Source organism: Rhizobium sp. WSM4643 (genome assembly GCF_025152745.1).
Taxonomy (GTDB): Bacteria; Pseudomonadota; Alphaproteobacteria; order Rhizobiales; family Rhizobiaceae; genus Rhizobium; species Rhizobium leguminosarum_I.
The window spans coordinates 4,800,941-4,826,812 of sequence record NZ_CP104040.1; the positions used below are offsets into that span (position 1 = coordinate 4,800,941).

The 25,872-nt window shown below is 62.4% G+C and carries 28 protein-coding genes; 9 read left to right on the forward strand and 19 right to left on the reverse strand.

The features are described from left to right. Positions 1-37 precede the first annotated feature (37 nt). From N1937_RS23610 to N1937_RS23635, 6 genes are all read right to left on the reverse strand, one after another. Complete coding sequence (locus tag N1937_RS23610) at positions 38-1,315, reverse strand: imelysin family protein (RefSeq protein ID WP_260057118.1); 1,278 nt, start codon at positions 1,313-1,315, stop codon at positions 38-40. Positions 1,316-1,598: 283 nt separating this feature from the next. Beyond that, positions 1,599-2,888, reverse strand: coding sequence for an RsmB/NOP family class I SAM-dependent RNA methyltransferase (locus N1937_RS23615; RefSeq protein WP_260057119.1), 1,290 nt, complete (start codon positions 2,886-2,888; stop codon positions 1,599-1,601). Positions 2,889-3,032: 144 nt separating this feature from the next. Further along, positions 3,033-3,395 carry a septal ring lytic transglycosylase RlpA family protein gene (locus N1937_RS23620; RefSeq protein WP_017966657.1) on the reverse strand — a complete coding sequence of 121 codons (363 nt, stop codon included), beginning with the start codon at positions 3,393-3,395 and terminating at the stop codon, positions 3,033-3,035. A 406-nt stretch (positions 3,396-3,801) separates the two neighbouring features. Continuing rightward, the gene (locus N1937_RS23625) at positions 3,802-4,671 is read right to left on the reverse strand and encodes an SDR family oxidoreductase (protein ID WP_260057120.1); all 870 of its coding nucleotides are present in this window, start codon (positions 4,669-4,671) and stop codon (positions 3,802-3,804) included. After that, positions 4,671-5,828, reverse strand: a complete 1,158-nt coding sequence (queG, locus tag N1937_RS23630) for a tRNA epoxyqueuosine(34) reductase QueG (RefSeq protein WP_260057121.1) — start codon at positions 5,826-5,828, stop codon at positions 4,671-4,673. Before queG ends, N1937_RS23625 begins: the two co-directional genes overlap by 1 nt. Positions 5,829-5,840: 12 nt before the next feature. Then, positions 5,841-6,533, reverse strand: a complete 693-nt coding sequence (locus N1937_RS23635) for a glutathione S-transferase family protein (RefSeq protein WP_017966660.1) — start codon at positions 6,531-6,533, stop codon at positions 5,841-5,843. A gap of 232 nt (positions 6,534-6,765) precedes the next feature. Here N1937_RS23635 and N1937_RS23640 point away from each other — a divergent pair, with 232 nt between their 5' ends. Then, the gene (locus N1937_RS23640) at positions 6,766-7,563 is read left to right on the forward strand and encodes an undecaprenyl-diphosphate phosphatase (protein ID WP_260057122.1); all 798 of its coding nucleotides are present in this window, start codon (positions 6,766-6,768) and stop codon (positions 7,561-7,563) included. A gap of 219 nt (positions 7,564-7,782) precedes the next feature. Here the strand turns inward: N1937_RS23640 and N1937_RS23645 are convergent, their stop codons facing one another. The 8 genes from N1937_RS23645 to dnaN all read right to left on the reverse strand — a co-directional run bounded on the left by N1937_RS23645 (position 7,783) and on the right by dnaN (position 13,703). Further along, complete coding sequence (locus tag N1937_RS23645) at positions 7,783-7,935, reverse strand: hypothetical protein (protein ID WP_003544729.1); 153 nt, start codon at positions 7,933-7,935, stop codon at positions 7,783-7,785. A 285-nt stretch (positions 7,936-8,220) separates the two neighbouring features. Continuing rightward, a complete protein-coding gene (locus tag N1937_RS23650) occupies positions 8,221-9,201 on the reverse strand; it encodes a complex I NDUFA9 subunit family protein (protein WP_222292329.1) in 981 nt (326 codons plus the stop codon). Positions 9,202-9,315: 114 nt separating this feature from the next. Next, positions 9,316-9,603, reverse strand: a complete 288-nt coding sequence (locus N1937_RS23655) for a DUF1330 domain-containing protein (protein ID WP_170260360.1) — start codon at positions 9,601-9,603, stop codon at positions 9,316-9,318. Between the two features lie 23 nt (positions 9,604-9,626). Beyond that, complete coding sequence (pyrF, locus tag N1937_RS23660; protein ID WP_017966664.1) at positions 9,627-10,334, reverse strand: orotidine-5'-phosphate decarboxylase; 708 nt, start codon at positions 10,332-10,334, stop codon at positions 9,627-9,629. Between the two features lie 6 nt (positions 10,335-10,340). After that, positions 10,341-10,922: a histidine phosphatase family protein gene (locus tag N1937_RS23665; protein ID WP_260057123.1), complete on the reverse strand. Its 582-nt coding sequence runs from the start codon at positions 10,920-10,922 to the stop codon at positions 10,341-10,343. A gap of 1 nt (position 10,923) precedes the next feature. Next, positions 10,924-11,523, reverse strand: a complete 600-nt coding sequence (pmtA, locus tag N1937_RS23670; RefSeq protein WP_017966666.1) for a phospholipid N-methyltransferase PmtA — start codon at positions 11,521-11,523, stop codon at positions 10,924-10,926. Positions 11,524-11,618: 95 nt separating this feature from the next. Beyond that, complete coding sequence (locus N1937_RS23675; protein WP_222385543.1) at positions 11,619-12,530, reverse strand: DUF72 domain-containing protein; 912 nt, start codon at positions 12,528-12,530, stop codon at positions 11,619-11,621. Between the two features lie 54 nt (positions 12,531-12,584). Beyond that, positions 12,585-13,703, reverse strand: a complete 1,119-nt coding sequence (gene dnaN / locus N1937_RS23680; RefSeq protein ID WP_162115452.1) for a DNA polymerase III subunit beta — start codon at positions 13,701-13,703, stop codon at positions 12,585-12,587. Positions 13,704-13,962: 259 nt separating this feature from the next. On the opposite strand from dnaN, the gene rsmI reads away from it, so the two are divergent. From rsmI to N1937_RS23705, 5 genes are all read left to right on the forward strand, one after another. Beyond that, entirely contained in the window at positions 13,963-14,880 is a 918-nt protein-coding gene (gene rsmI, locus N1937_RS23685) for a 16S rRNA (cytidine(1402)-2'-O)-methyltransferase (RefSeq protein ID WP_260057124.1), read from the forward strand. Beyond that, positions 14,870-15,238, forward strand: coding sequence for a YraN family protein (locus N1937_RS23690; protein ID WP_260057125.1), 369 nt, complete (start codon positions 14,870-14,872; stop codon positions 15,236-15,238). The genes rsmI and N1937_RS23690 overlap by 11 nt, the downstream gene beginning before the upstream one ends. 114 nt (positions 15,239-15,352) lie before the next feature. Further along, a complete protein-coding gene (locus N1937_RS23695) occupies positions 15,353-15,856 on the forward strand; it encodes a cupin domain-containing protein (RefSeq protein WP_260057126.1) in 504 nt (167 codons plus the stop codon). A gap of 85 nt (positions 15,857-15,941) precedes the next feature. Beyond that, positions 15,942-16,889, forward strand: a complete 948-nt coding sequence (gene gshB / locus N1937_RS23700; RefSeq protein WP_260057127.1) for a glutathione synthase — start codon at positions 15,942-15,944, stop codon at positions 16,887-16,889. Positions 16,890-17,158: 269 nt separating this feature from the next. Then, positions 17,159-18,691: a YifB family Mg chelatase-like AAA ATPase gene (locus tag N1937_RS23705; protein ID WP_162115447.1), complete on the forward strand. Its 1,533-nt coding sequence runs from the start codon at positions 17,159-17,161 to the stop codon at positions 18,689-18,691. Between the two features lie 129 nt (positions 18,692-18,820). Here N1937_RS23705 and cysK read toward each other — a convergent pair whose 3' ends face one another. Together cysK and N1937_RS23715 are read right to left on the reverse strand one after the other, a co-directional pair. Continuing rightward, complete coding sequence (gene cysK / locus N1937_RS23710) at positions 18,821-19,783, reverse strand: cysteine synthase A (protein WP_097617054.1); 963 nt, start codon at positions 19,781-19,783, stop codon at positions 18,821-18,823. A 144-nt stretch (positions 19,784-19,927) separates the two neighbouring features. Beyond that, complete coding sequence (locus N1937_RS23715; RefSeq protein ID WP_170280263.1) at positions 19,928-20,545, reverse strand: LysE family translocator; 618 nt, start codon at positions 20,543-20,545, stop codon at positions 19,928-19,930. Positions 20,546-20,777: 232 nt separating this feature from the next. Between N1937_RS23715 and N1937_RS23720 the strand changes: the two genes are divergently transcribed. Then, positions 20,778-21,296 (forward strand): Dps family protein, encoded by a 519-nt coding sequence (locus tag N1937_RS23720; RefSeq protein ID WP_260057128.1) that lies wholly within the window; start codon positions 20,778-20,780, stop codon positions 21,294-21,296. Positions 21,297-21,340: 44 nt separating this feature from the next. Here the strand turns inward: N1937_RS23720 and N1937_RS23725 are convergent, their stop codons facing one another. Then, positions 21,341-22,255, reverse strand: a complete 915-nt coding sequence (locus N1937_RS23725; protein WP_260057129.1) for a DMT family transporter — start codon at positions 22,253-22,255, stop codon at positions 21,341-21,343. Positions 22,256-22,354: 99 nt separating this feature from the next. Between N1937_RS23725 and N1937_RS23730 the strand changes: the two genes are divergently transcribed. Next, positions 22,355-22,819 carry an Lrp/AsnC family transcriptional regulator gene (locus N1937_RS23730; RefSeq protein ID WP_260057130.1) on the forward strand — a complete coding sequence of 155 codons (465 nt, stop codon included), beginning with the start codon at positions 22,355-22,357 and terminating at the stop codon, positions 22,817-22,819. A 6-nt stretch (positions 22,820-22,825) separates the two neighbouring features. Here N1937_RS23730 and N1937_RS23735 read toward each other — a convergent pair whose 3' ends face one another. Together N1937_RS23735 and dut are read right to left on the reverse strand one after the other, a co-directional pair. Then, positions 22,826-23,725, reverse strand: a complete 900-nt coding sequence (locus N1937_RS23735) for a GNAT family N-acetyltransferase (RefSeq protein WP_260057131.1) — start codon at positions 23,723-23,725, stop codon at positions 22,826-22,828. Beyond that, positions 23,725-24,195: a dUTP diphosphatase gene (gene dut, locus N1937_RS23740; protein ID WP_260057132.1), complete on the reverse strand. Its 471-nt coding sequence runs from the start codon at positions 24,193-24,195 to the stop codon at positions 23,725-23,727. The genes N1937_RS23735 and dut overlap by 1 nt, the downstream gene beginning before the upstream one ends. 91 nt (positions 24,196-24,286) lie before the next feature. On the opposite strand from dut, the gene N1937_RS23745 reads away from it, so the two are divergent. Further along, positions 24,287-25,870 carry a peptide chain release factor 3 gene (locus N1937_RS23745; protein WP_260057133.1) on the forward strand — a complete coding sequence of 528 codons (1,584 nt, stop codon included), beginning with the start codon at positions 24,287-24,289 and terminating at the stop codon, positions 25,868-25,870. The last annotated feature ends 2 nt before the right edge of the window (positions 25,871-25,872 follow it).

Sequence of the window (25,872 nt, forward strand, 5' to 3'; positions counted from 1 at the left end):
GGGCCGCCCCGGCTTTCGAAGCGGCCCGCCTTTTTGCTTATTTGAAGACGGCGTTAGGATTATCCAAGCTGTCGGAACCTTCAAGCTGAACCGTGCCGAGATCGAGTGCGGCAATGACGCGCTGCACCGATTTCGTCTGGTCGATCAGGCCGTCGATGGCGGCCTGGACGACGGCGTTGCCGTCCTTGTTGCCCTCGCCGATCATCTGGTCGTACTTCTCGACGGTCTCGCCGCGCTTTGCCATGGCATTCATCGCATCGAGCGTCTTGTTGAGCTTGCCTTCCACTTCGGCATCGAGCGCCTTGTCCTTGGCGGCCACCAGATCGTGCAGCGACGGGCCGCTGAGCTTGGTGCCGTCGGCGCGGGTATAGTTGCCGGTGTAGGCAGCAGCGATGCCGATCGCGTCGTTGAGATGCGAGTTGTAGGTGTTGTCCGAGAAGCAATCATGTTCTTCTTCCGGATCGTGCAGCAAGAGGCCGAGCTTCATGCGCTCGCCGGCAAGCTCGCCGTAGGAAAGCGAACCCATGCCCGTCAGAATCGCCACGAGGCCGGCCTTCGGATCGGCTTCGATGTTCTTGGTCGCCGCACCGTCCGGCGTCCAGTTGTCGGTCATTTCCTGCAGGTCGGAAACCAGCAGGGTGGAGGCGGACTTCAGATATTCGGCGCGCCGGTCGCAATTGCCGTGCGTGCAATTCTTGAGGTCGTAATCGGTTGCCGGGCGGTCGCCGGCGCCAGGGCCCGTGCCGTTCAGATCCTGTCCCCAGAGCAGGAATTCGATGGCGTGGTAGCCGGTCGCGACATTGGCTTCGATGCCGCCGGCCTCGGCCAGCGTGCCGGAGAGGAATTCCGGCGTCAGCTTGGAGGCGTCGACATCCTTGCCGTCGATCTTGATCGTCTTGTTGGCAATGACATTGGCCACATAGAGAGAATTTTCGTCGCTCTCGGTGCCGTAGGAGGCATCGACATAGTCGACCAGGCCTTCATCGAGCGGCCATGCATTGACCCTGCCTTCCCAGTCGTCGACAATCGGATTGCCGAAGCGATAGACTTCCGTCTGCTGGTAGGGAACGCGCGCCTTGATCCATGCCTCCCGGGCGGCCTTGAGCGTCGCATCGGTCGGCGCCTTCAGAAAGGCGTCGATCGCAGCGTCGAGCGCCTTGGCCGTCGTCAGCGAGTCCTCGTATTTCGCATGCGCCACATCGGCATAGTGTTTCACCACGCTAGCGGCATCGGTCTCGGCATGCGCGGGAAGGGCGAGCAGGGCGGCGGGGGCGATCGCCAGCACGGCTGCACGGAATTTGCGGTTGAGCTTCATGATCCTCTCCTGTGACGGATTTTCCGTCTACGGCACCGGCCCGAAAATCGGAATCGATTTTCGGAAAGCGCGATGCGTCGATTCAAAGTGTTACAGCGTCCTTTGCGCGTCTGATAAGACGCGCGGCGCTGTCATCGGGCTTCGTCTCTTCGCGCAAAAGCAAACTGGTGTCAAACACTCTAGTTTGGAATGATTTTAAGAATGGACAGGCGCGGCTAACCGGTCATTTTGAACGGCATTTGCTTGAAAAACCGGCAGCTGCGTATGCCTCCGCTAAACCGCGTCAACCCTTCCGCTGCATGCGGCAGAAGAAGAAGCCGTCGGTATCGGTGGAGGCGGGGGTCAAAGTCACCGACAGGCCGTCGGAAGAGTGCGGACGCGGGGCGTCCTTGCCGAAGAGCTGATCCCAGGCAGGCAGGGCACTGACGATCTGAAAATCAGGATTGTCAGCCGTGAAGCGGCGCGCCTGTTCCTCGTTTTCCTGAGGCAGGACCGAGCAGGTCACATAGATCAGGTCGCCGCCTGATTTGACGAAGCTGCTCGCCTGCGCCAGCGCGTCCTGCTGCTGGGCGGTGCGCTCGTCGAGGTTCTTCGCCGTCAGCCGCCACTTCGTATCGGGGCGGCGGCGCCACGTGCCGGTGCCGGTGCAGGGTGCGTCGACCAGCACCTTGTCGCAGCGTCCGGCAAGGCCGGAGAGCGCCCTGGCGTCGTCATGCACCTGGACATTGCGTGTGCCCGCCCGCTTCAGCCGCTCGATGATCGGCGCCAGCCGTTTGCGGTCGGCGTCATAGGCGTGAACCTGTCCCTTGTTCTGCATGGCCGCCGCCATGGCGAGCGTCTTGCCGCCGCCGCCGGCGCAATAGTCGAGAACCTGTTCGCCGTCGTGGGCGAGCACTAGGTCGGCGACGATCTGCGATCCCTCGTCCTGAACTTCGAACCAGCCTTTCTGGAACGATAGCTCGGCTGTCACGTTGGGAAGACGCGAGGCGCCTTCGCCGGCGGCAATCCGGATGCCGTGGCGGGCGATCTTCGCTGCATGCGCGTTGGCTCTTTCGAGCGCCTTGACGACCTTGTCGCGGGAGGCTTTGAGCAGGTTGGCGCGCAGATCGAGCGTCGGGCGCGCTGCGAGTGCCTGTGCCTCGGCGAGCCAGCCGGCGCCGAAGGCCCGCTCGAAGGAGGGTTGGACCCATTCGGGAATATCGCCGCGGATATGCGGCGGCGCATCGTCGAGCGAGCGGCTTTGAAAGGCCGAGACGGCGTCGGCTGAAAGCGGCGCCGGCGCGAACTTGTCATCTGCCAGCTCAGTGGCAAGACTGTCTGGCGTGAAACCCCATTGGCGGAACATGACGGCATGGGCAATGGCCGCGGCACTCTCGTCATCCATCAGCCAGGCGTGGGAAAGCCGCATGCGCAGTGCGTCATAGACGATGTTGCCGATCGCTGCACGATCGCCGGAGCCGGCGAAGCGGTGCGCGAGGCCCCAGTCCTTCAGCGCGTCGGCGACGGGCCGCTTGCGGGCATCGATGTCCGCGAGCACAGAAATCGCCCCTTCGAGGCGGCCGCCCAGACGCATTCACATGTCTCCTGTTGCCGTGGCGTGGGAACGACCAGCGCAAACGTGAGTGTCACGCAGTCAATTGTTCACAAGTCTCAACCGCGTGGTAACCGCGATTGACGGCAAGAGCAAGCGCCGCTTCCGGCGCAGTCAGTGCTGGCCTCAGCTGATGATCTGGTAGCAGACCTTCGCAGTGCCGGAGCTCACCATGCCGATATTCTGTGCGGCGGCGCGCGACAGGTCGAGCACACGACCGCGGATGAACGGACCACGATCGTTGATGCGAACGACGACGGTGCGGCCATTGTTGCTGTTGGTGACCTTCACCTTGGTGCCGAAAGCAAGCGAACGATGTGCGGCAGTCAAGATGGCAGGGTTCATACGTTCCCCGGAAGCAGTTTTGGAGCGAAGTGCGTACCATGAAGCACCGCCACAGCCATTGCCAGCAAAACCTTCCGCCGGAAGCATGGAAGAACAGGCTGCAATAGTTACAGCGGCGACAATAGAACGACGTATTTTCTTCAAAACAGAGTATCCCTCAACTATTGAACTCGCGCCCTTGCAGGCGGCGGGGCTTAAATCTGTGAAAAAGTGGCGAAAAAGTGCCGCGCAGCTTCACGGAATATTACAATCTGTAACATTCGTGAGTGTGACGTCGGGATTCCGGGAATGCACGCCGCGCCCAAGCGTGGAAAAAACCTAATAAAATCAGCTAAAATCCGAACGAATTTTCCGAAGGGATAGTTAACGCCTCGGCGTTCACGAAAATCGCGAAAATATTTTTCCGATTTCGCCATATTTACTGCCACATTTGAGCAAATTCAAAGGCCGTTAACCATAAGATGCGGCGAAAATTGTCCGGCCAAAGCGGGAAAGTAGGAATTTCCTACTCATTCTGGGTGAATGCGTCCGTCGCAAACAAGACTGCGTTCTAACCGCGCCAACATCCGTCCCGCCACAATTGCGCAAGCGACATAGGATAGTTCGGGAAGGAAAATGCGAAGCCGGCGGCCTTCAGTTTGGCATTCGAAACCCGTTTGTTCTCGCCGTAGAAAGTGCGCGCCATCGGCGTCAATTCGGCGGTCTCGAACGCCTGCTCCGGCGGCGATTCTACCCCCATCAGGCGGGCTGCCTCGACGATCACATCCTGCGGCGGGCCGGGTCGGTCGTCGGTGACATTATAGATGCCGCCGAGGCCGCGCTCCGACAGGAAACGCGTCGCCGCGCCGATATCCTCGACGCGGATGCGGTTGAACACCTGGTCCTTCTTGATCAGCCGTCGCGCCGTGCCCTTGTCCAGATTGCAGAAGGCGTTGCGTCCCGGCCCATAGATGCCGGAAAGGCGAAGCACCGCCGCCGGCAGGCCGCGCTCCCGGCCCATCGCCAGCCAGCCCTCTTCCGCCTCGAGCCGCTCGGTCGACCGCCCGGAAACGGGCAGGCACGGCGTTTCCTCACTCACCCAGTCGCCCTGGTGATCGCCATAGACGCCGACGGTCGAGAGATAACCGATCCATTCGAGCTTCAGCAGCAGGCGTGCGCGGTCTTTACCGAGCAGCCGCAGCAGTGGGTCGGCCTTTCCAGGGGCGATCGACTGCACCAGATGGGTGACGCCTTCCAAGGCATGGCAGAGCCCCTCTTCCATGCTCTCGCCGTCGAAAAGGAATGCTTCGATGCCGTTTCGGCGGAGCGCTTCCACTTTGTCAGGTGAGCGCGTGGTGCCGGAAACACGCACGCCGTCGCCGGCAAAGGCTTTGGCGATTGCCATGCCGGAATAACCGCAGCCAAAGATCATCACATGCATCAGCCCACTCCTGCCAATCGCCATTCGTTCAAGACGTCGTCATCTCTCTCATCCGCCCTTTGTGCGGCAAAGGCCGCAAATTCGTCAGCCTCCATCAGCCGTGAAAGCGCCCAGACCGCCATGCCGCGCACCATGGGCGAGGGATCCTCCGAAAGTTCGCGACATGGCCCGATGAACGCCTTGTCGCCGGAATTGCCGGCGGCGATCAGCACGTTGCGGATAAAGCGGTCGCGGCCGATCCGCTTCACCGGCGAGCCGCTGAAGAAGGTGCGGAAGGCGGCATCGTCGAGTGTCAGCAGAAAGGCGATCGACGGCTCCTTCAGATCTTCCCGCGCCTTGAGCTTCATCTCGGAGGCGGAGCTTGCAAACTTATTCCAGGGACAGGCGGCAAGACAGTCGTCGCAGCCGTAGATGCGGTTGCCGATCAGCACGCGCAAATCGGCGTCGATCGGCCCCTTGTGCTCGATGGTCAGATAGGAGATGCAGCGCCGCGCGTCGATCTGGTAAGGCGCCGGGAAGGCAGCCGTCGGACAGATGTCGAGGCAGGCGCGACAGGAGCCGCAATGATCGGTCTCCGGTGCGTCGACGGCAAGATCGGCGGTGGTAAACATCGTGCCGAGAAACAGCCAGGAGCCATGAACGCGGCTGACGAGATTGGTGTGTTTGCCCTGCCAGCCGAGCCCGGCTGCCTCCGCCAGCGGCTTTTCCATCACAGGCGCCGTATCGACGAAGACTTTGACATCGGCGCCCGCCCGCGCTGCAAAGCGCGTGGCGATCTCCTTCAGCCGGCCCTTGATGACGTCGTGATAATCGCGGTTGCGGGCATAGACCGAAATCGCCGCCTTATCAGGCTTGTCGAGAATGCCGCGGGGATCTTCTTCGGGGGTGTAGTTGAGGCCGAAGACGACGACGGAGTGTACCTCGCTCCAGAGTGTGCGCGGATCGCCGCGCCGGTCGCGCGTCTCCGCCATCCAGGCCATCGTCCCGTGGCGCCCGGCATCGATGAACTGGCCGAGACGCTCCTTCGCTTGCGGGATCGCATCCGGGCGCGTGATGCGGCAGAGATCGAAGCCCTTGGCGGCAGATTCCGCCCGGACGAACTCGGTCAAATTGTCGCGGCGCCGGCGTTCTTTGTCGTCATTGTCAGGTTCGGGCATGAAGAGCCCTCGTCAGAAATCCAGATCGGCATAGTGGGAAACCGGTGTCAGGCCGCGTACGCGCTCGGTCAGCATCGGCCGGAAGGACGGACGCGACTTCAGCCGCTGGTACCAGTCCTTGACGACGGGCGAATCCGCCCACTCGATCTCGCCGAGATAATCGAGGATCGAGATCGAAGCCGCAGCGGCAAGGTCGGCATAGCTCATCCGCTCGCCCGCCAGCCATTGACGCGAGCCGGCAAGCCAGGTGAGGTAGCGCATATGCTGGCGGATATTCGCGCGAGCCGTGCGCAAAACCTTCGAATCCGGCGCTCCGCCGCCCTGATCGGCGCTCATCTGCAACTTATAGACACGCTCGCGCGCGAGCGGCTTGGTCACGTCGTTTTCCATCTTCTGCATGAACCATTCGGTCAGCCGGCGGATTTCGGCCCGCTGGAAAGGGTCTTCGGCGAGCAGCCGCCGGTCGCGCTTCAAGACGCCATGCGTCTCGTCCAGATATTCGGAAATGACGCTCGCGCCGCAAAGCGCGCGCATGCTGTCGTCGACATAGACCGGCAGCGTGCCGGCCGGATTGAGCGCCAGGAAATCCCGGCGCTTCTCCCATGTCTGCTCGTCGATCAGATCCGCCTGATAGCCGTATTCCGCCAGGATCAGCCGAACGAAGCGAGATGCGGATGACATGGGATGATGATAGAGCGTGGGCATCGATACTCGGGCGTTGTGATTGCTGTTACAGGACTGTGTGGCAGCTCGATTATAGCGCCCTAGTCATGACTCATTGGTTGAAGCTATAGGAGTTTGACCCCGCCAATACAAGCGAATCGGATTTTTCGGGCCATCTGATAATGGCGAAACACGGTCTAACGAACGAATGGAAGCGGCAGTCTGATCGGCCCAAGCGCTCAGGCCCGACCGAACTTTAAACCGGAGACAATGTATGGATTATATAAATGCTGCAATTCTCGGTGTCATAGAGGGGATCACCGAGTTCCTGCCGATCTCGAGCACCGGCCATCTGATCATTGCCGAGCAATGGCTCGGACATCGGTCGGACATGTTCAACATCGTCATTCAGGCGGGCGCCATCCTCGCCGTCACCATCATCTACTGGCGTCGTCTGCTGGATCTGGTGCTTGGCTGGCGCGACCCCGCCAACCGCGATTATGCCGCCAAGCTGATCGTCGCCTTTCTCATCACCGCGATTCTCGGACTGATCGTCAAGAAGCTCGGCTTTGAACTTCCGGAGACCGCAACACCGATCGCCTGGGCGCTCATCATCGGCGGTATCTGGATGATCTTTGCCGAATGGGCCGCCGCCCGCAGGCCGCCTCATAAGGAGATCACCTGGCTTGTCGCCATCCTGGTCGGCATCGCCCAGATCGTTGCCGGCGTCTTCCCGGGAACCTCGCGCTCCGGCGCCACGATCTTCGTCGCGATGCTGGCAGGCACGGGCAACCGCGCTGCGGCGACGGAATTCGCCTTTCTCGTCGGCATACCCACAATGTATGCCGCCAGTGGCTATGAATTGCTGAAGACGTTTAAGGATGGCGGAGCGGCAGGCGAAGACTGGACGGCGCTCGGCATCGCCTTCGTCGTCTCAACGATCGTTGCCTTCATCGCCGTCAAATGGCTGCTTGCTTATATCAGAAGCAACCGGTTTACCCTGTTTGCCATCTACCGCATCATTCTCGGTGTCTTGCTGCTCGGCATGGCCGCGACCGGCTTCATTGCCTGAGACATCCGTCCTTATTGCATTCGCGCAACTCCCGGCGCGAATGCAAATGCCCCGTCGGACCGCACAAACAGGCACCCGATTACCGGCAATGTGCCGATCTCTCAGTTAGTCATTGAGGGGCAGGCGAGACATGACGTTCACTGTCGAGCGCCCTGTTTCAGGCGTTCCGATCGACTGCTTGGTTGGAGCAGGATGCCGGCGCAGGGGCCAGGCTTTTCGTCAATGGATGATCGAAGCCGTCGAGCAAGGATCGACGCCGTAGGCCGGCGAGCAATCGCCCTTCACCGCCGCGACCGAACCGGGCGCAACGAAAGAGCCTGCAAGGATAACCAGCGCCGCACACGCAAACAGGAGCGCGATTGACTTGCCCATCGAGAATTGCCTTTCACAGTGATTGCCGCGCGCGACCGCTGGCGTTGAGTCCGTTGGAAGACGCGCGGGTTTGGTAGTCAGTGGAATGGCAAATAGCAATAAACGTTCCTGCTAAATTTGGCGTTAATTCCACAAAAATTCCGATGCGTCTTTTATGCCACGCCGCTGAATATGCCGAGCACCAGAACACTTCAAACTTGCGCCGGGCTTTGCGGGACACGGCAACGCCAAAAGGCCGCCCGCGGGATCCGCAGACGGCCAAATCTCATCGTCTGGAAAAGATGCTCAGGCGGCCTTGCCGGTGCCGGTATATTGGCCGTGCGGACGATAGTGCACGAGATAGGAGCCGAGCACCGATGCCACCATGGTGGGCGTAATGCCGAGGCCCTTCAGCGTGCGGCCCTCCGCCTCCGCTTCTCTCGAGACGACATTGTCGCGCTTCAGCAGGCGCACCTGATCCGGCGTGATCGGCGGCGTTATGAAGGGGATCAGCGAGGCGATGCTGCCGATCATCGAAGCGATGCCGAAGGGCAGGGATATCAGCCGGTTCTTGCGGCACGTTACCTTCAGCATCGTCTCGAGACATTCGCGGAAGCTGAGCACCTCAGGCCCGCCAAGTTCGTAGACCTTGCCGCCGGCGACCTTGCCGTCGACGGCGCGGGCGACAGCCTCGGCGACGTCCTCGACATAGACAGGCTGGAATTTCGTCTTGCCGCCGCCAACCAGCGGCAGGATTGGCGACATGCGTGCCATCTCGGCGAATTTGTTGAAGAAGCTGTCCTCCGGTCCGAAGACGATCGACGGACGGAAGATTACTGCATCGGGCTTGACCGAGAGGATGGCTGTTTCGGCGCGGCCCTTGGTGCGGCCATAGTCGGAATCGGATTTCGCGTCGGCGCCGATCGCCGAAATATGCGTCAGCGCCGCACCTGCGCCGCGCGCCGCCTCAGCAATCGCACGGCCGCCGAATTCCTGCACGGCGTCGAAAGTGTTGCGGCCGGTTTCGTGCAGAATGCCGACGCAGTTGACGACGTGGCTCGCACCGTCGACGGCGCGGTCGATCGAGCTGCGGTAGCGCAGGTTCGCCTGGACGAAGGAGATCTGGCCGACATTGCCGAGCGGCTGCAGGAAGCCGGCGAGATCTGGACGGCGCACCGCGACGCGGATGCGATAGCCGCGCTTGGCCAGCGCCCGAACCACGTGCCTGCCCACGAAGCCCGACCCTCCGAACACGGTAACGAGCGGCGGCAGGTTGGCAAGGGTCATGGCAGGCTCCTCGAAAGGCTTTGCGGGATGCTGAATTGGCTCTCGTCTTAGACGAATCCCGGCGCGACGGGAAGGCCCATCACGCCGTCAGTTTTTTGGCGCATGCGAAGGCGCTCAGACGCCTTCGACGACGACCATTTCCGCATCCGCGACTTCCTGGCGGATTTTGGCGGCGATCTGGTATTCCGGCGAATTGTAGCAGTCGACCGCATGCTGCATCGAGGGGAATTCGATCACCACGTTGCGGGCGCGAGCCTTGCCCTCGAGTTCGGTGAAGGCGCCGCCGCGCGCCAGGAAATTCGCCCCATATTTTTCGAAGGCCGGCTTGGCCGCCGCCACGTAATCCTTGTAGCGCTCGGTATCGCGAACGTCGACGCGGGCGATCCAGTATCCTTTGGCCATGGTCTTCTCCCTTTTGTCCCTGGTTAGCGGTTTGCCGGCCAGAGTGCGCTCACCATCTCGCTGAGGATCGCGCGGGCGGCATCCCGGGGATCCGGCGCCTTGACGACAGGCCGGCCGACGACGAGATGCGTCGCTCCCGCCTTCAGCGCGTCGAAAGGCGTCATCACCCGCTTCTGGTCGCCCCTGTCGCTGCCATCAGGGCGAATGCCGGGGGTGACGATCGCCAGGTCGGGTCCGACGATTTCGCGCACTGCTGTCGCTTCCTCCGCCGAGCAGACGATACCGCCCATGCCGGCTGCGCGCGCCTGTTCGGCGCGGCGTAGCACCAGGCTGTGCGGATCTTGGCTGTAGCCGGCCTCGGCAAGGTCATCGGCATCCATCGAGGTCAGCACGGTGACGCCGAGCAGACAGAGGCCGGAGCCGGCCGCGGCCTCGACCGCCGCCTTCATGGCTTTCGGATAGGCATGCAGCGTCAGCATCGACATGCCCATCTTGGCGATGTTCTCGACGCCGGAGGCAACGGTGTTGTCGATATCGAGCAGCTTCATGTCGAGAAAGATCTTCTTGCCGCTTGCGGCAAGGTCGCGGGCGAATTCCAGGCCGCCGGCAAAGACCAGCTGATAGCCGATCTTGTAGAAGAGAATGTCGTCGCCGAGCGTGGAAACCAGTCTTTCCGCCTCGCCGATCGTTGGAACATCCAGGCCGACGATCAACCGCTCGCGTGCGTCCATCTGAAGTCACCCTTGCCAGTCTTCGATGGGTGTCCAGTCGCATGATAAGCGGCGATCCGCAAGGCCGAAAGCATAGAGATTGCCGCCGCCGCCGGGCTGGTCGCGGTCACGGCCGATCGGCCTGCCCGCCAGGTGGCATTTGAGCAGCGTGCCGACGCCGCCATGGCCGACAAAGGCGATCGGCGCCGTCGCATCATGCGTGGCAAGAACGACATTAACGGCCTCGACGATGCGGGTCTGCGCATCGACGGCGCGCTCCCAACCCTTGAAGCTCTGCTCCGGATGGGCGAAGAACCAGTTGGCGGCTTCTTCGAATTGCGGCGGCGGCAGGAAGCCGGTGGCGGAGCGGTCGTTCTCGTGCATGCCGTGCACGACCTCGACGGGCACGCCGGAAGCTTCCGCCAGTATTTCGGCCGTCTCGATCGCCTTCGTCTCGTCGCTGGAGACGATGCGCCGCAATTGCCTGGCCCAGCCGCTTTCGGCCGCCTTGCGCGCGCGCGCGGCGCCCACATCGGAAAGCCCCCATTTCGGCACGGGCACGTTGGCGTCGATCCTGACTTGCGGATGAGTGATATAGATCCCGAACATCTCAACCGCGCTTATAGATCCAGAGCTGCGCCGGCGGAATGTTGCGCATGACGAAGTCGAAATGCTGGATATGGTAGCGGTCGGGATTGGCGGCGATCGGCGAGATCGCGCCGTAGGAAATCTGCACCATTGGCCGGCCGGCCGGCAGTCGATCGAGCAGGCTTTCGAGCAGCGAGATGCGCTTCGCCATTGGGAAATTCAGAAGCGGAATGCCCGAGACGACCGAATCGAAGGTGAGACCGCTGAAAGTGCCAAGAGTGGTCTGAAGATCGAAAGCGTCGCCGTTGATGAAGTGCACGCCGGGATAGGTCCGCTGCAGATGTTTATGAAAATCCGTCGAATATTCGATCGCCACGAGATTTTCCGGCCGGACGCCGCGGCCGAGGATGGCCTTGGTGATGGCGCCCGTGCCCGGTCCCAATTCGAGCACCGGCAGCCCGGAATGGATATCGACGACGCTTGCCATGCGCTTCGCCGTGATCGAGGAGGTCGGCACGATCGAGCCCACCGTCTTCGGCCCCTGCATCATGCCCCGGAAGAAGCGGATCTCGTCGTCGAACCTCTTGCCCAGCCGTTCCTTCACCTTGACCCGTAAGCTCATTCTCCACCCATCCGCATGTTGATCGAATGCCTTAATATGCCGCTTGTCGCTTAAGGGACAAGGATTTTCGCAACAAGGATATCGACATCAACAGCTCATGCGGCTTTCGGCGCCGAACCCGGCATGAGATCGCCGAGCCTTTCGCTCAGATGATCGGCGTCGACGGGGGCGCGCAGCTTCACGTCGGTATTGTCGAAATAGAGATAGACGTCGCGGCCCTTGTTGCGCGCCGGTACGGGCGCCAGCACCCGCGTCGCATTCTCCGGTTCCCCGCCCGTGGCCCAGGCGCGGATGCGTTGTGCCCACATGTCCAGCGCCTCGTCCTCGTAGCCGCTGACATAGAGCTTTTCCGAGCCATGCAGGCGGCAATAGACGAAATCGGCGGTGATATCCATCAGTAGCGGCCATTGCACCGTATCGGCGCAGACGAGGGCGACCTTGTGGCGCCTGAGCATCTCGATAAAAGCGGGTGCGCGGAAGCTTTCGTGGCGAATCTCCAGCGCATGGCGGATCGGCTGATGTCCGTCGCATGTAAGCCAGGCTGGTGCCTTGATATGCCAGTCGTGCCGTTTCGCCAGCGCGATCGCCGCGTCGCGGGTGTGCGGCAGCAGCGACAAAAAACTTTCGAACAGGGATGGGTCGAAGACCATGTTCGGCGGGAATTGCCAGAGGATCGGCCCGAGCTTGGGGCCGAGCCGCAAAACGCCGGAGGCGAGGAAATTGGCGAGCGCCGTCTGGATATCCTGCAGCCGCAGCATATGGGTGATGAAGCGCGGTCCTTTGATCGCGAAGACGAAATCATCCGGCGTTTCCTCGCGCCAGCGGCCGAAGCTTTCGGGCCGCTGCAATCCATAGAAAGTGCCGTTGATCTCGATCGACCGGAAGTGCCGGGCGGCGTAGGAAAGTTCCTGCTTCTGCGGCAGGTCCTTCGGGTAGAATTGACCGCGCCAGGGCGCATAGGTCCAGCCGGATACGCCGATGCGCACCGTTGCCGTCTTTTTGGTCATGGGATCCTCCATTTTGACAGGAGGAAAAACGGCAATGGGCGGCCTTCGTTCCGGTCAGACGCGCATCGGCATCAGCACGTAGAGCGCATCGTCGCCCGCCGTGTCGCGGATCAGCGTCGGGGAGCCGGCATCGGCAAGCAGGAAGATCGCTTCCTCGCCGGAAAGCTGGGCGGTGATGTCGAGCAGGTATTTGGCGTTAAAGCCGATTTCCATCGCATCCGTGTCGTAGCCGACGGCAACTTCCTCCGTCGCGCTGCCGGAATCCGGATTGTTGACGGTCAGCATCAGCTGCCCCTCGGAAAGCGCCAGCTTGACGGCGCGGCCGCGCTCGGAGGAGATGGTGGAGACGCGGTCGACGGCCTGGGCGAAACTCGTGCAGTCGACGCGCATTTCCTTGTCGTTGCCGGTGGGGATGACGCGCTGATAGTCCGGGAAGGTGCCGTCGATCAGTTTCGAGGTCATGACGATCGAGCCGATCGTCAGGCGGATCTTGGCGTCGGAGACCTCGACGGTCACCGTCACCTCGGGATTATCGACCAGCTTCTGCAGTTCGCCGACCGTCTTGCGGGGAATGATGATGCCGGGCATGCCCTCGGAGCCGGAGGGCGCATCGACATCGGCGCGCGCCAGCCTGTGGCCGTCGGTCGCAACCGCCCTGAGTTTCAGCTGGCCGTTACTCTCGATCGTGTGGAAGAAGATGCCGTTCAGATAATAACGGGTCTCTTCCGTCGAGATCGCAAACTGGGTGCGGTCGATCAGCATCTTCAGATCGGTCGCCTTCAGCTTGAAGGAATGCGTGAAGGTGCCGGCTGTGAGATCCGGAAAGTCCGATTCCGGCAGGCACTGCAGCGAGAATTTCGAGCGGCCGGATTGCACGGTCATTGAGCCGCCATCGGTGCTGGTGGCAAGCAGCACTTCCGAGCCGTCGGAGAGCTTGCGCACGATATCGTAGAGAAGATGGGCGGGAACGGTGGTGGCGCCGGGCTGCTCGACGCTTGCCGGGGTCGCCTCGGTGATTTCGAGGTCGAGGTCGGTCGCCTTCATGTCGAGCTTCTGGCCGTCGGCCTTGAGCAATACGTTGGACAGGATCGGGATCGTGTTGCGACGTTCGACCACGCGGTGGACGTGGTTCAGCGATTTCAACAGGTTTGACCGCTCAATAGTAATACGCATGGGATGCTACCGCTTTCGACCGTGACTGTCCGGGCGCGTCGAGCACCCGAAGAATGCTGTCCCGGCCTGAAGCCGGGGGAGTGGACGGGCAAAATGGCAGACTTCAGCATTGCTTTGCAAGAGGCATGGACGCCGGCGCCCCTGCATTTGCGGTTTTCCAGAGCGATGCTCACAGAAATCCGAACCCTTGCCGAAGCGGTGCGGCTCGCCCATAAGGGTTCGATGCCGACGACGCGCCGGCTGGACGAAAGCAAATGGCATGACTGAGGAAACCACAGCGGACGCCGCCAGCCGGCGAAGCTTCCGCCTGCACAATATGGCGGTGCCGGCACGGCCGCTGGAGCCGGCGCTCTATCTCGTCGCCACCCCCATCGGCAATCTCGGCGACATCACCCTGCGGGCGCTGGAAACGCTGGCCGGCGCCGACGTGCTTGCCTGTGAGGATACGCGCGTCACCCGCGTGCTGCTCGACCGCTACGGCATCCAGAACCGTCCCTTCGCCTATCACGAGCACAATGCCGATGAGGCTGGCCCAAGGCTGCTGCAGGCGCTCGAAGCCGGCCGCTCGGTGGCGCTGGTTTCCGATGCCGGCACGCCGCTGGTCTCCGATCCCGGTTATCGGCTGGCGCAGCAGGCGATAACGGCAGGTTACCGCGTCATCCCCATTCCCGGGGCGTCGGCCCCGCTCGCAGCCCTTGTCGGCTCCGGCCTGCCGAACGATGCCTTTCTTTTCGCCGGTTTCCTGCCGGCCAAGGACAAGGCCCGCCGCGACCGCCTCGGTGAACTTGCAGCAGTACCCGCGACGCTGATCTTCTTTGAATCGCCGCATCGCATCGGCGCAACGCTTCTCGCCGCCGCCGATGTGCTGGGCGCCGCCCGGCCCGCCTCTATCTGCCGCGAGCTGACCAAGACCTATGAGGAGTTCCGCCGCGGCACGCTTGCCGACCTTGCGGCGCATTATCAGCAGGTGGAAAACGTCAAGGGCGAGATCGTCCTCGTGATCGGTCCGCCGGAGCCGGTCGAGACCGATGCGGCCGATGTCGAAGCCATGCTGGCCGACCTGTCGAAATCGATGCCGACGGCAGCTGCTGCGACCGAGGCGGCCCGCCTCACCGGCCTGCCGCGCAAGGTGCTCTACCAGCGCCTGCTGGAGATCAAGAACGCTGATGGGCGATAGTGATCTCACCGCCATCAGAAGGAAGGCGCTGCGCCGGGGCCGCATGTCGGAATATGTCGCGGCCGTCTTCCTGATGCTGAAGGGCTACCGCATCCTGGCTCTGCGCCACCGCACCCGGCTCGGCGAGATCGACATCATCGCCCGTAAGGGCGATCTCGCCGTCTTCGTCGAGGTCAAGGCCCGCCATGGCGAGGCGGCGGCGGTCGATGCCGTCTCTATCGCCGCGCAAAAGCGGATCCGGGCGGCAAGCGATCTCTGGCTCGCCCGCCAGGCAGATCAAGCCCGCCTTTCCCAGCGTTACGACATTGTGGCGATTATGCCCGGCCGATTGCCGCGGCACTTTATTGATGCCTTCTGACCTCCTTTCGACCCGTTGGAGTTCCGGATCGTTAAACTTTTAGTTTCCGCGTGAACCAGGTTCTTACGACTCTCTGCTACCCCCTCGGTAGGGATAACAATTGGGGGTTGTTTCATGGCCTGGAAGCTGATGCTTGCAAGTGCGGTCGCCACGGCCGCGCGCTCCGTGCCGTATGCCGTGGCGAAGCCGGCCGGCAAGTCTTTCGTCGCACATGCGAGCGATCTACTGCCGCTGAAATCCACGCCAATCAATCCGGACTGGATCGTCAGCGGCAATCCGCAGGCCCGCACCGCCGAACATTCGCGCGGCCATGACGAGGCGTCACTAACGGCGATCTGGGATTGCACGGCGGGCGAATTCCGCTGGTATTTCGGCTGGGACGAGACGGTGATGATCCTCGAAGGCGAGGTCCATATCACCGCCGAGGACGGCACCGAACGAACGCTCTGCGCCGGCGACGTCGCCTTTTTCGCCGGCGGAACCTGGGCAAGTTGGCGGGTCGACAATTACGTCCGCAAGGTCGCCTTCCTGCGCAAGCCCTTCCCGAAGCCCTTGGCGATCGCCTACCGCCTCCGCAACATGTTGCGCAACAACGGCAACCAGGGCATCGCTGCCTGAAAACCGCGACCGGAAGCCCTTGATTGCCCGTTGCGTTTGATATCTGGCCGACCTACATCTGTCCGGCATTCAGCGAGGGATGGAAATGGCCAAGATCACCAATGTAGCGGTCCAGATGGACCATGTCGCCGGCATCAATATCGCAGGTGATTCCACCTTCGCCATGAGCCTGGAAGCCCAAGCGCGCGGCTACAGGCTCTTCCATTACACCCCCGAGCGCCTGAGTTTTCGCGACGGCAAGCTTTATGCCAGCGTCGAGCCGATGGTGCTGCGCGACGTCAAGGGCGATCACTTTGAACTTGGCGCGCCGGAGCGTGTCGATCTCTCGACTATGGATGTCGTGCTGCTGCGCCAGGACCCGCCCTTCGACATGGCCTATATCACCTCGACGCATCTGCTCGAGCGCATCCATCCAAAGACGCTCGTCGTCAACGATCCGGCCTGGGTGCGCAACTCGCCGGAAAAAATCTTCGTCACCGAATTCTCCGACCTGATGCCGAAGACGCTGATCACCAAGGATGCCGACGAGATCCGCCGCTTCCGCGACGAGATGGGCGATATCATCCTGAAGCCGCTCTACGGCAATGGCGGCGCCGGCGTCTTCCATTCGACCCGCGACGATCGCAACCTCTCTTCGCTGCTCGAAATGTTCGGCCAGCTTTTCCGCGAGCCCTTCATCGCCCAGCAATATTTGCCTGACGTGCGCAAGGGCGACAAACGCATCATCCTGGTCGACGGCGAATTCGCCGGCGCCATCAACCGCGTGCCGGCCGAGCATGACAGCCGCTCCAACATGCATGTTGGCGGCCGCGCCGAGGCGACCGAGCTGACGCCGCGCGAACAGGAAATCTGCAACCGCATCGGCCCGGCGCTGAGGGAACGCGGCTTCCTACTCGTCGGCATCGATGTGATCGGCGACTATATGACCGAGATCAACGTGACCTCGCCCACCGGCATCCGCGAGGTGAAGAAATTCGGCGGCGCCGATATCGCGAGCCTGCTTTGGGACGCGATCGAGCGCAAGCGCGGCTGAGCCTGCTGCCCATGACCGTTCTGGTCCCGCGGCCGAGCGCAACCAAGGTCACAACGAATGCCTGACTACGTTCTTTGATTGTTCTTGTTTTATTCCGGCGTCCATGCCAGATTGCAACCGCTGGCCTTAATGCCTGTCGCCCAAAAGTGCGAAACGGTTTTGGGGCCACGACATGCATCAAATAAAGACCTGAAGCGCATCGCATCGATGCGACGCGCTTCAAGGGTCGGCGGGCGGTATCGTAGAATTTGCGGCAAGGGGATGGGCATATGGTCGCGCGTGTCAGTACGGTGGCATTTCAGGGCATCGAAGGTGTGCCGGTCGAGGTTCAGGTCATGGTCGCGCCCGGCAAGGTCGGCATGCAGATCGTCGGTCTGCCCGACAAGGCGGTTGCCGAAAGCCGCGAGCGCGTGCAGGCGGCCCTCCACGCCTCCGGCCTGGCGCTGCCGGCCAAACGCGTGACCGTCAATCTGGCGCCGGCCGACCTGCCGAAGGAAGGCTCGCATTTCGACCTGCCGATCGCGCTTGCCCTGATGGCGGCGCTCGGCGCCATTCCCGCCGATGCGCTGTCGGATTTTGTCGTCGTCGGCGAGCTCAACCTCGACGGAACGATCGCCGCCATATCAGGCGCGCTGCCGGCGGCGATCGGCGCCAATGCGCTCGGCAAGGGGCTGATCTGCCCGGCCGAAAGCGGCGCCGAAGCCGCCTGGGCAGGCGCCGAGGTCGATATCCTCGCCCCGCGCAGCCTGATTGCCCTTGCCAATCATTTCCGCGGCACGCAGGTCCTGTCCAGGCCGGAAGCGTCGATCCGCGCCAATGCCGCAAACCTGCCGGATCTTGCCGAGATCAAAGGCCAGGAAAGCGCCAAGCGGGCGCTCGAAGTCGCTGCTGCCGGCGGTCATAATCTTTTGATGGTCGGTCCTCCGGGCTCCGGCAAGTCGATGCTGGCGGCCAGGCTGCCGTCGATCCTGCCGCCACTTTCGGCCGCCGAGCTGCTGGAGGTGTCGATGGTCCATTCGATCGCCGGCCAGCTCTCCGGCGGCAAGCTTTCCGATCGAAGGCCCTTCCGCACGCCGCATCATTCCGCCACCATGGCAGCCCTCGTCGGCGGCGGGATACGCGCCCGCCCGGGCGAAGCCTCGCTTGCCCATCACGGCGTGCTCTTTCTCGATGAGTTTCCCGAATTCACGCCGCAGGCGCTGGATGCGTTGCGCCAGCCGCTCGAAGGCGGCGAATGTGTCATTGCCCGCGCCAACCACCGCGTCTCCTATCCGGCGAAATTCCAGCTGATCGCGGCAATGAACCCCTGCCGCTGCGGCATGGCCGGCGAGCCCGGCCATAGCTGCGCCCGCGGCCCGCGCTGCATGAGCGATTACCAGGCCCGCATCTCCGGCCCGCTGATGGACCGCATCGATATCCGCATCGACGTGCCGGCCGTCTCCGCCGCCGATCTCATCCGGCCGATGGCCGCCGAAACCAGCGCCGACGTCGCCCGCCGCGTCGCCCGCGCCCGCGAGATCCAGCAGGAGCGCTTCGAAAGCGCCGGCGCAAAAGGCATCGGCACCAATGCCCGCTGCTCGACTGCGATGATCGAGAAACTGGCCGAGCCCGATGCCAGCGGCCTGCAGCTGCTGCGCGACGCCGCCGAGAAGATGAAATTCTCCGCCCGCGGCTACCACCGTGTCCTGAAGGTCGCCCGCACGCTGGCCGATCTCGACGGCAAACCGACCGTCGGCCGCATCCATCTCGCCGAAGCGATTTCCTACCGGATTGCTGGGGAGAGATTGACGGCGGCGGCGTGAGGATAGAAGCGAATAGGAGTACGAATAGGGAATAGTTAGCTAATTGGCTTGCCTGAATGGCAAACCGTTTCGCACCCTATTCGCTATTCGCTATTCGCTATTCGCTATTCGCTATTCGCTATTCGCTATTCAGCTCCCAAGCCCCTCGAACAGCGCCGTCGAAAGATAACGCTCGGCGAAAGAGGGGATAATGATGACGATGTTCTTGCCGGCGTTCTCGGGACGGACACCGACCTTGATGGCCGCCGTCAGCGCCGCACCCGAGGAGATGCCGACCGGTACGCCTTCGAGCCGGGCGACGAGGCGCGCCTGTTCGAAGGCTTCGTCATTGGTCACGGTGACGACCTCGTCATAGATGCCGGTATCGAGGATCTTTGGCGCGAAGCCGGCGCCGATGCCCTGGATTTTGTGCGGGCCGGGATTGCCGCCGGAGAGGATCGGCGAATCGGCCGGCTCGACGGCGATGATCTTGATCTCGGGCTTGCGGCTCTTCAGCACCTGTCCGACGCCGGTGATCGTACCGCCGGTGCCGATGCCGGAGACGACGATATCGACCGTGCCGTCGGTATCATTCCAGATTTCCTCGGCCGTCGTCTTGCGGTGGATCTCGGGATTGGCCGGGTTTTCGAACTGCTGCGGGATGACGGCATCGGGAAGCGACGACGCCAGTTCCTCGGCCTTGGCGATGGCGCCCTTCATGCCCTTCGGTCCCTCGGTCAGCACCAGCTCGGCGCCGAGCAGCGCCAGCATCTTGCGGCGCTCGACGGACATCGTCTCCGGCATGGTGAGGATCAGCCGATAACCCTTGGCGGCGGCGGCAAAGGCGAGCGCGATGCCGGTGTTGCCGGAGGTCGGCTCGATCAGCACCGTCTTGCCGGGGGTGATCTTGCCCTGGGCTTCGAGGCCCTCGATCATCGCCACGCCGATACGGTCCTTCACAGATGCGATCGGGTTGAAGAATTCGAGCTTGCCGATCAGGTTCGCGACGACGCCTTTTTCCCGCGCCAGCTTGTCGAAGCGCACGAGCGGCGTGTCGCCGATGGTCTCGGTGATCGAAGAATAGATGCGGCCGCGGCCGGGCTTGTGCGACATGGGTGCTCTCCCTTTGAAATCCTGCTCCTGAAATCGAGGGGAGAATAGGGTCAAAGGCCCGTCTAGGCCAGACCGCGTTCGACCTGGAGGAGCGATCAGGAGAGAAAAAAACCTTTGAAAACCGTTTCTTGCCGAATGTTTATTTCAGGCCGCCCGCGTGGCGATAAAGGCGGCCGTGCCAGCGAGGATGCCGGCGGCTACCCGGTTCAGCGCCTGCAGGGCGCGCGGCTGTTTCAGCATCGTGCGGGCCCGCGAGGCAAGCAGCATATAGGGCACGAGCACGACGATCAGCACCACGAAGGTGACGGCGAGCAGGATCGCATAATCTCGCAGGCCGATATTGCCGATATCGATCAGCGTCGGCACCAGGGCGACATAGAAGAGCATCGTCTTCGGATTGCCGAGCGTCACCAGCAGGCCGGAGAGGAAGGATAGGCCGATATTGGTGGATTTGCGTGCCGCGATATCCTGCGGCAGCAGCCCCGCTGTCCAGAGTTTCCAGGCAATGTAGCCGAGATAAAGGGCGCCGGCGATCTTGATGACGATGAAAACCTCGGTGAAGGTCTGCGCTACGAAGGCCAGGCCGAGAATGACTGCCGTCAGATAGGTCATGTCGCCGAGCACCAGGCCGAGACCCATGAAGAAGGTCTCGCGGAAATTCGAGCCGAGCGCACGCGCAACGATCGCGGTAATCCCGGGTCCCGGAATGGCCGCGGCGATGAACAGCGCTCCGGCATAGGTGATCAGGACGGTGAGGCTCATCTTCTTAACCCTCAGGGTTCAACCGCCCATCTATAGGCAAGCGCTGCTTCCTCATCAATGCATTGGCGCTGATCGGTCCATAACCATAAGGAATAGGTCTGCTGGACCATGATCTACTTGGAAAGCGACCAGGCCTTGCTATTTCTCTCTCTGCAAATGCGCGATCAGCGCGGCCCGCCGCGGTTTTCCCGGCCGGTGGCGCTGGAGATTTTCATTACCAAGGAGAGATTAAATGTCCCATACGCCGGCCGAAACCCGCAGACTTTCGCCACTCAAGACGCCGTCCAGCCTGTCGACCAACGCCATTACCGATATTTCGGCGGCGCTGACCGCACTGCTCGCCGATGTCTTTACGCTTTATGTGAAGACCAAGAATTTCCATTGGCACATGTCCGGCCCGCATTTTCGCGACTATCATCTGCTGCTCGACGAACAGGCGGAACAGATCTTTGCGATGACCGACGACATTGCCGAGCGTGCCCGTAAGATCGGCGGCGCGACGCTGCGCTCCATCGGCCAGATCGCTCGCCAGCAGCGCCTTTCGGACAATGACGCGGATTTCGTCACGCCCGAGGACATGTTGTCGGAACTGCGCGAGGACAACGCTCAGCTGGTTTCGCTGCTGCGCGAGGTGCATGGCCTCTGCGACGAGCATAATGATGTCGCGACCGCCAGCCTGATCGAGAACTGGATCGACGAGGGCGAGCGCCGCACCTGGTTCCTGTTCGAAACGACGCGCCCGCAGAGGTAATGTCGGCACCAGGCGTCTCAGCCATCCCTATCGAAACGCCCGGTTCAGCTCTCCAGCGCCCGCGGCCGCAGCCAGCGCGGCGTCCAGCCGAGATTCATGCCGGCGGCGGCAAGAAGAATGATCGCTGCACCGGCGATCTGCATCGGCTGCAGCGCGTGGCCGAAGGCCAACCGGTCGACGAGGATCGCCGCGATCGGATAGATGAAGGACAGGGCGCCTGTGAGATGCGTCGGCAGCCTCTGGATCGCGCCGTAGAGCAACACATACATCAGCCCGGTATGAACGACGCCGACGGTCACCAGGATCGCCCAGCCTCCTGCATCTTGCGGCGGATTTGAAAAGTCCGTGATCGGCGCCAGCATCAGCATGCCGGTGGCGACCTGGATGAGCGCGATCAGATGCGGCGGCGTGCCCTTCAGCCATTTCGCGGCAAGGGCTGCGAGCGCGTAGAAGAAAGCCGCACCCAGCGCCATCAGGATGCCGAGGCCGTAACTGTCAGACGCCGCCCCGCCTGTCCCCGGTTTTGCCTCGACGATGGCAACCATGCCGGCGAAGGCCAGTGTCAGCCAGAACAGCTTGGTGGCGGTGATCTTCTCGCCGAGAAAGAGCGCGCCGAGTACCAGCAGCATGAAGGGCTGGGTGTTGTAGACGGTCGTCGCGATCGAGATCGTCGCATGCGAATAAGAGGCAAACAGCAGCAGCCAGTTCAAGACGATGGCGATGCCGCCGAAAACGGCGATGCCGAAAGCGCGCAGCGTGATGATGCCGGGCCGCAGCAGCCCGAGAGCGCCGCAGATGATAAGCAAAGTGAGCCCGCCGAACAGGCAGCGCCAGAAGACCACGCCGCTGACCGGCTGGCCCGACATGACGACGAACCAGCCGATCGTCCCCGAGATCAGCATCGCTGCCGTCATTTCCGCCGTGCCTCTTTTGATGTCGCTGCCCATGATTGCCTCCATTTCGGTGGCATAAGAATATTGCGGCCAGGGGCAATTTTATATAAGGATAGAAAGGGAGATGACCGATATAATCTAATAAAAGAAGGAAAATTGATCGCCATGGCTAATGATGTGCAATCGCTCGACGAAATCGATCAGGCCATTCTGGAGGCGCTGGCCGGCAATGCGCGGATCTCGCTGAAGGAACTGGCCCAGCAGGTCGGCCTGTCCTCGCCGAGTGCCGCCGAGCGTCTGCGCCGGCTGGAGGAGCGCGGCGTCATCAAGGCCTTCACCATCGATCTCGATCCCGCCGCCGTCGGTTACCCCCTGCAGGCGATCGTGCGCGTGCGTCCGCTGCCGGGACAGCTGCACATCGTCGAGCGGATCATCCAGGACATTCCCGAAATCATCGAATGCGACAAGGTGACGGGCGAGGATTGCTTCATTGCCCGCCTGGTCGTCCGCTCCATGGCCGACCTCGACGGCATTCTCGACCGGGTCGCCGAAAGGGCGGAGACCAACACGGCGATGATCAAAGCCTCGCCCGTCAAGCGCCGCCTGCCACCGCTTTCCCGCCGAAAATAGAGCGATTTAGAATTCCGCTATCGGCGACAGCATCGCCGGAAAATCCAGGGTGGCATCGCCGAGCCCGCGCAGCATCAGCCTCGTACCGCTTTCCAACGGCTGTGGAACACCCTCCCAGCCGAGCTTGTCGGGACGGAAAAGCACCTCGACGGAAGCCGGCGTGATCTCCAGCCCGCCGAGGATTACTCCAAGCGGCGGTATATCAGCCGCCACGACATCGAGAAGGCTGAAGCGGCCCGCCTCATCGATCTTCCAGGCGATGGCCGCCTGCCGCTCTGCCAGAAAGCTGATGCGGACATCGGGATCGAGCCGGGTGTTGATCAGAAACATCGCCGCATTGACTGTGACCGCCAGCGAGGTCGAAACCGGGCTTCGTCTTTTCAGCAGCGCTTGCAGCAGGGCAAGATCATCCGCGTTTGTCGGCAAAAGCGGCCGGGCGGATGTGGCTGGTGTCGAAGGGGCGGGTGCCGCTCCCTCGTATCGATGCAGTGCTATCGCGTGGAAACCATAGGGCTCGTAAAGCGACGGCTTGTCGGTATAGAGGATGACGGCTTCAAAACCCTGCCGCTCGCACCAGTCGAGCGCTTTCACCGTGACGTCGCGATAGAGGCCGCGGCCGCGCCATGGCGGCCGCACCGCGCCCGATTGCAGCCCGGCGGCATGGACGATCCTGCCGTTGAGGACGAAGGGCAGCGCAAAGGCCGAGATATTGGCCGCAAGTTCGCCGTCGGCATCAAACCAGCCGAAGGGCATGCTCGTCGGATCGGGTCCGCCAAGCTGTTGCAGCGGCCCGATATCGATGCCGAAAATATCCTTGAGCAGGCAGACCAGCGCCGCCCAGCCGGCAGGGTCGCCAAAATAGTCCTGCCGGAAGGTCAGGCCGGCGCTGTCGAGACGCTGTGCCATCAGACGCCGGTGGAGCCGAAGCCGCCTGCGCCGCGCGTCGTTTCGCTTGCCGCGGTATTCTCCGCCACCCGCGCTTGGGTTACCGGCGCGATCACCATCTGGGCGATACGCATGCCGCGCGAGATGACGAAGGGCTCGTCGCCGAGATTGATAAGCAGCACCTTCACCTCGCCGCGATAGTCGCTGTCGACGGTGCCCGGCGAATTCAGGCAGGTGATGCCGTTTTTGAAGGCCAGGCCGGAACGTGGCCGTACCTGTCCCTCGAAACCTTCGGGGATCTCGAAGATGAAGCCTGTCGGCACCAGCGCCCGTTCGCCGGGCAGAAGTGTCAGGGGTGCTGCCTCGTCGACGGCGGCGCGCAGGTCCATGCCGGCCGCTCCCTTGCTTTCATAGGCGGGCAGATCGAGGCCTTCGCCATTGGCTAAGCGGATCAGGTTCAGCGTCGGGCTGAGATCGTGATGAATGGTCATGGTCCATTACTTTGCGCCCGAGGGCCCGAGGTCAATTGCATTGCCGGGCTTTAATCGCTAGATACGCGGCAATTCCACAGGATTCACAAGCATGGCCGAAAGTCTCGCCGAGGCGGTCTCCCGCCGCCGCACATTCGCTATTATCGCCCACCCGGATGCGGGCAAGACGACGCTCACCGAAAAGCTGCTGCTGTTCGGCGGCGCCATTCAGCTTGCCGGCGAAGTCAAGGCGAAGAAGGATCGCATGCAGACGCGCTCCGACTGGATGAAGATCGAGCGCGAACGCGGCATCTCCGTCGTCACCTCGGTGATGACCTTCGAATATAACGACAATGTCTTCAACATCCTCGACACGCCCGGCCACGAGGATTTCGCCGACGACACCTATCGCACGCTGACCGCCGTCGACGCCGCCGTCATGGTCATCGATGCCGCCAAGGGCATCGAGCCGCGTACGCTGAAGCTCTTCGAAGTCTGCCGCATGCGCGATATCCCGATCATCACCTTCATCAACAAGATGGACCGCGAAAGCCGCGATCCCTTCGAGATCCTCGACGAGGTGGAAGAGAAGCTGGCGCTGGATACCGCGCCGATCACCTGGCCGATCGGTCGCTCGAAGACCTTTTGCGGCTCCTACAATATCGCCGCCAACACGGTGCGCGGTTCGGATACCGAAATCGAGGGAACGCCGGTCAATGGCCCGCAAAGCGTGGCCGGCAGGCTGCCGGAAAACGAACGCCAGGTCTTCATCGAGGAGACCGAGCTGGCGATCGAGGCCTGCCGTCCCTTCGACCGCGAATCCTTCCTGGAAGGCCATATGACGCCGGTCTTCTTCGGCTCGGCGCTGCGCAATTACGGCGTTCGCGACCTCATCAACGCGCTCGGCGATTTTGCGCCGCCGCCGCGTGACCAGATCGCCGATACCAGGACCGTGCATGCGACCGACGACAAGATGACGGCCTTCGTCTTCAAGATCCAGGCCAACATGGACCCCAACCACCGCGACCGCATCGCCTTTGCCCGCATCTGCTCCGGCAAGCTCGAGCGCGGCATGAAGGCAAGGCTTGCCCGCACCGGCAAGCAGCTCGGCCTGACGGCGCCGCAATTCTTCTTCGCCTCGCAGCGCCAGCTCGCCGACACCGCCTATGCCGGCGACGTCGTCGGCATTCCGAACCACGGCACATTGAGGATCGGCGATACGCTGACCGAAGGTGAATCGCTGGTCTTCCAGGGCGTGCCGAACTTCTCGCCGGAGATCCTGCGGCGCGTGCGCCTGGAAGATGCGATGAAGGCGAAGAAGCTCAAGGAAGCCCTGCAGCAGATGGCCGAAGAAGGCGTCGTCCAGTTGTTTTCGCCGGAAGACGGCTCGCCGGCGATCGTCGGCGTCGTCGGCGCCCTGCAGCTCGACGTCTTGAAGGAGCGGCTGATGGCCGAATACGGCCTGCCGGTCTCCTTCGAAATGTCACGTTTCTCGGTCTGCCGCTGGATCTCGGCCGATCAGCCGGCCGATCTGGAAAAATTCCTCACCGTCAAACGCGGCGATATCGCTCGCGATCTCGACGGTGATCCGGTCTTCCTCGCCCAGGACGGTTTCTCGCTCCGCTACGAGTCCGAGCGCCATCCGGCGATCAAGATGGTCGCCATCAAGGAATATCACGCCGCCAAGGCGGCGTGATC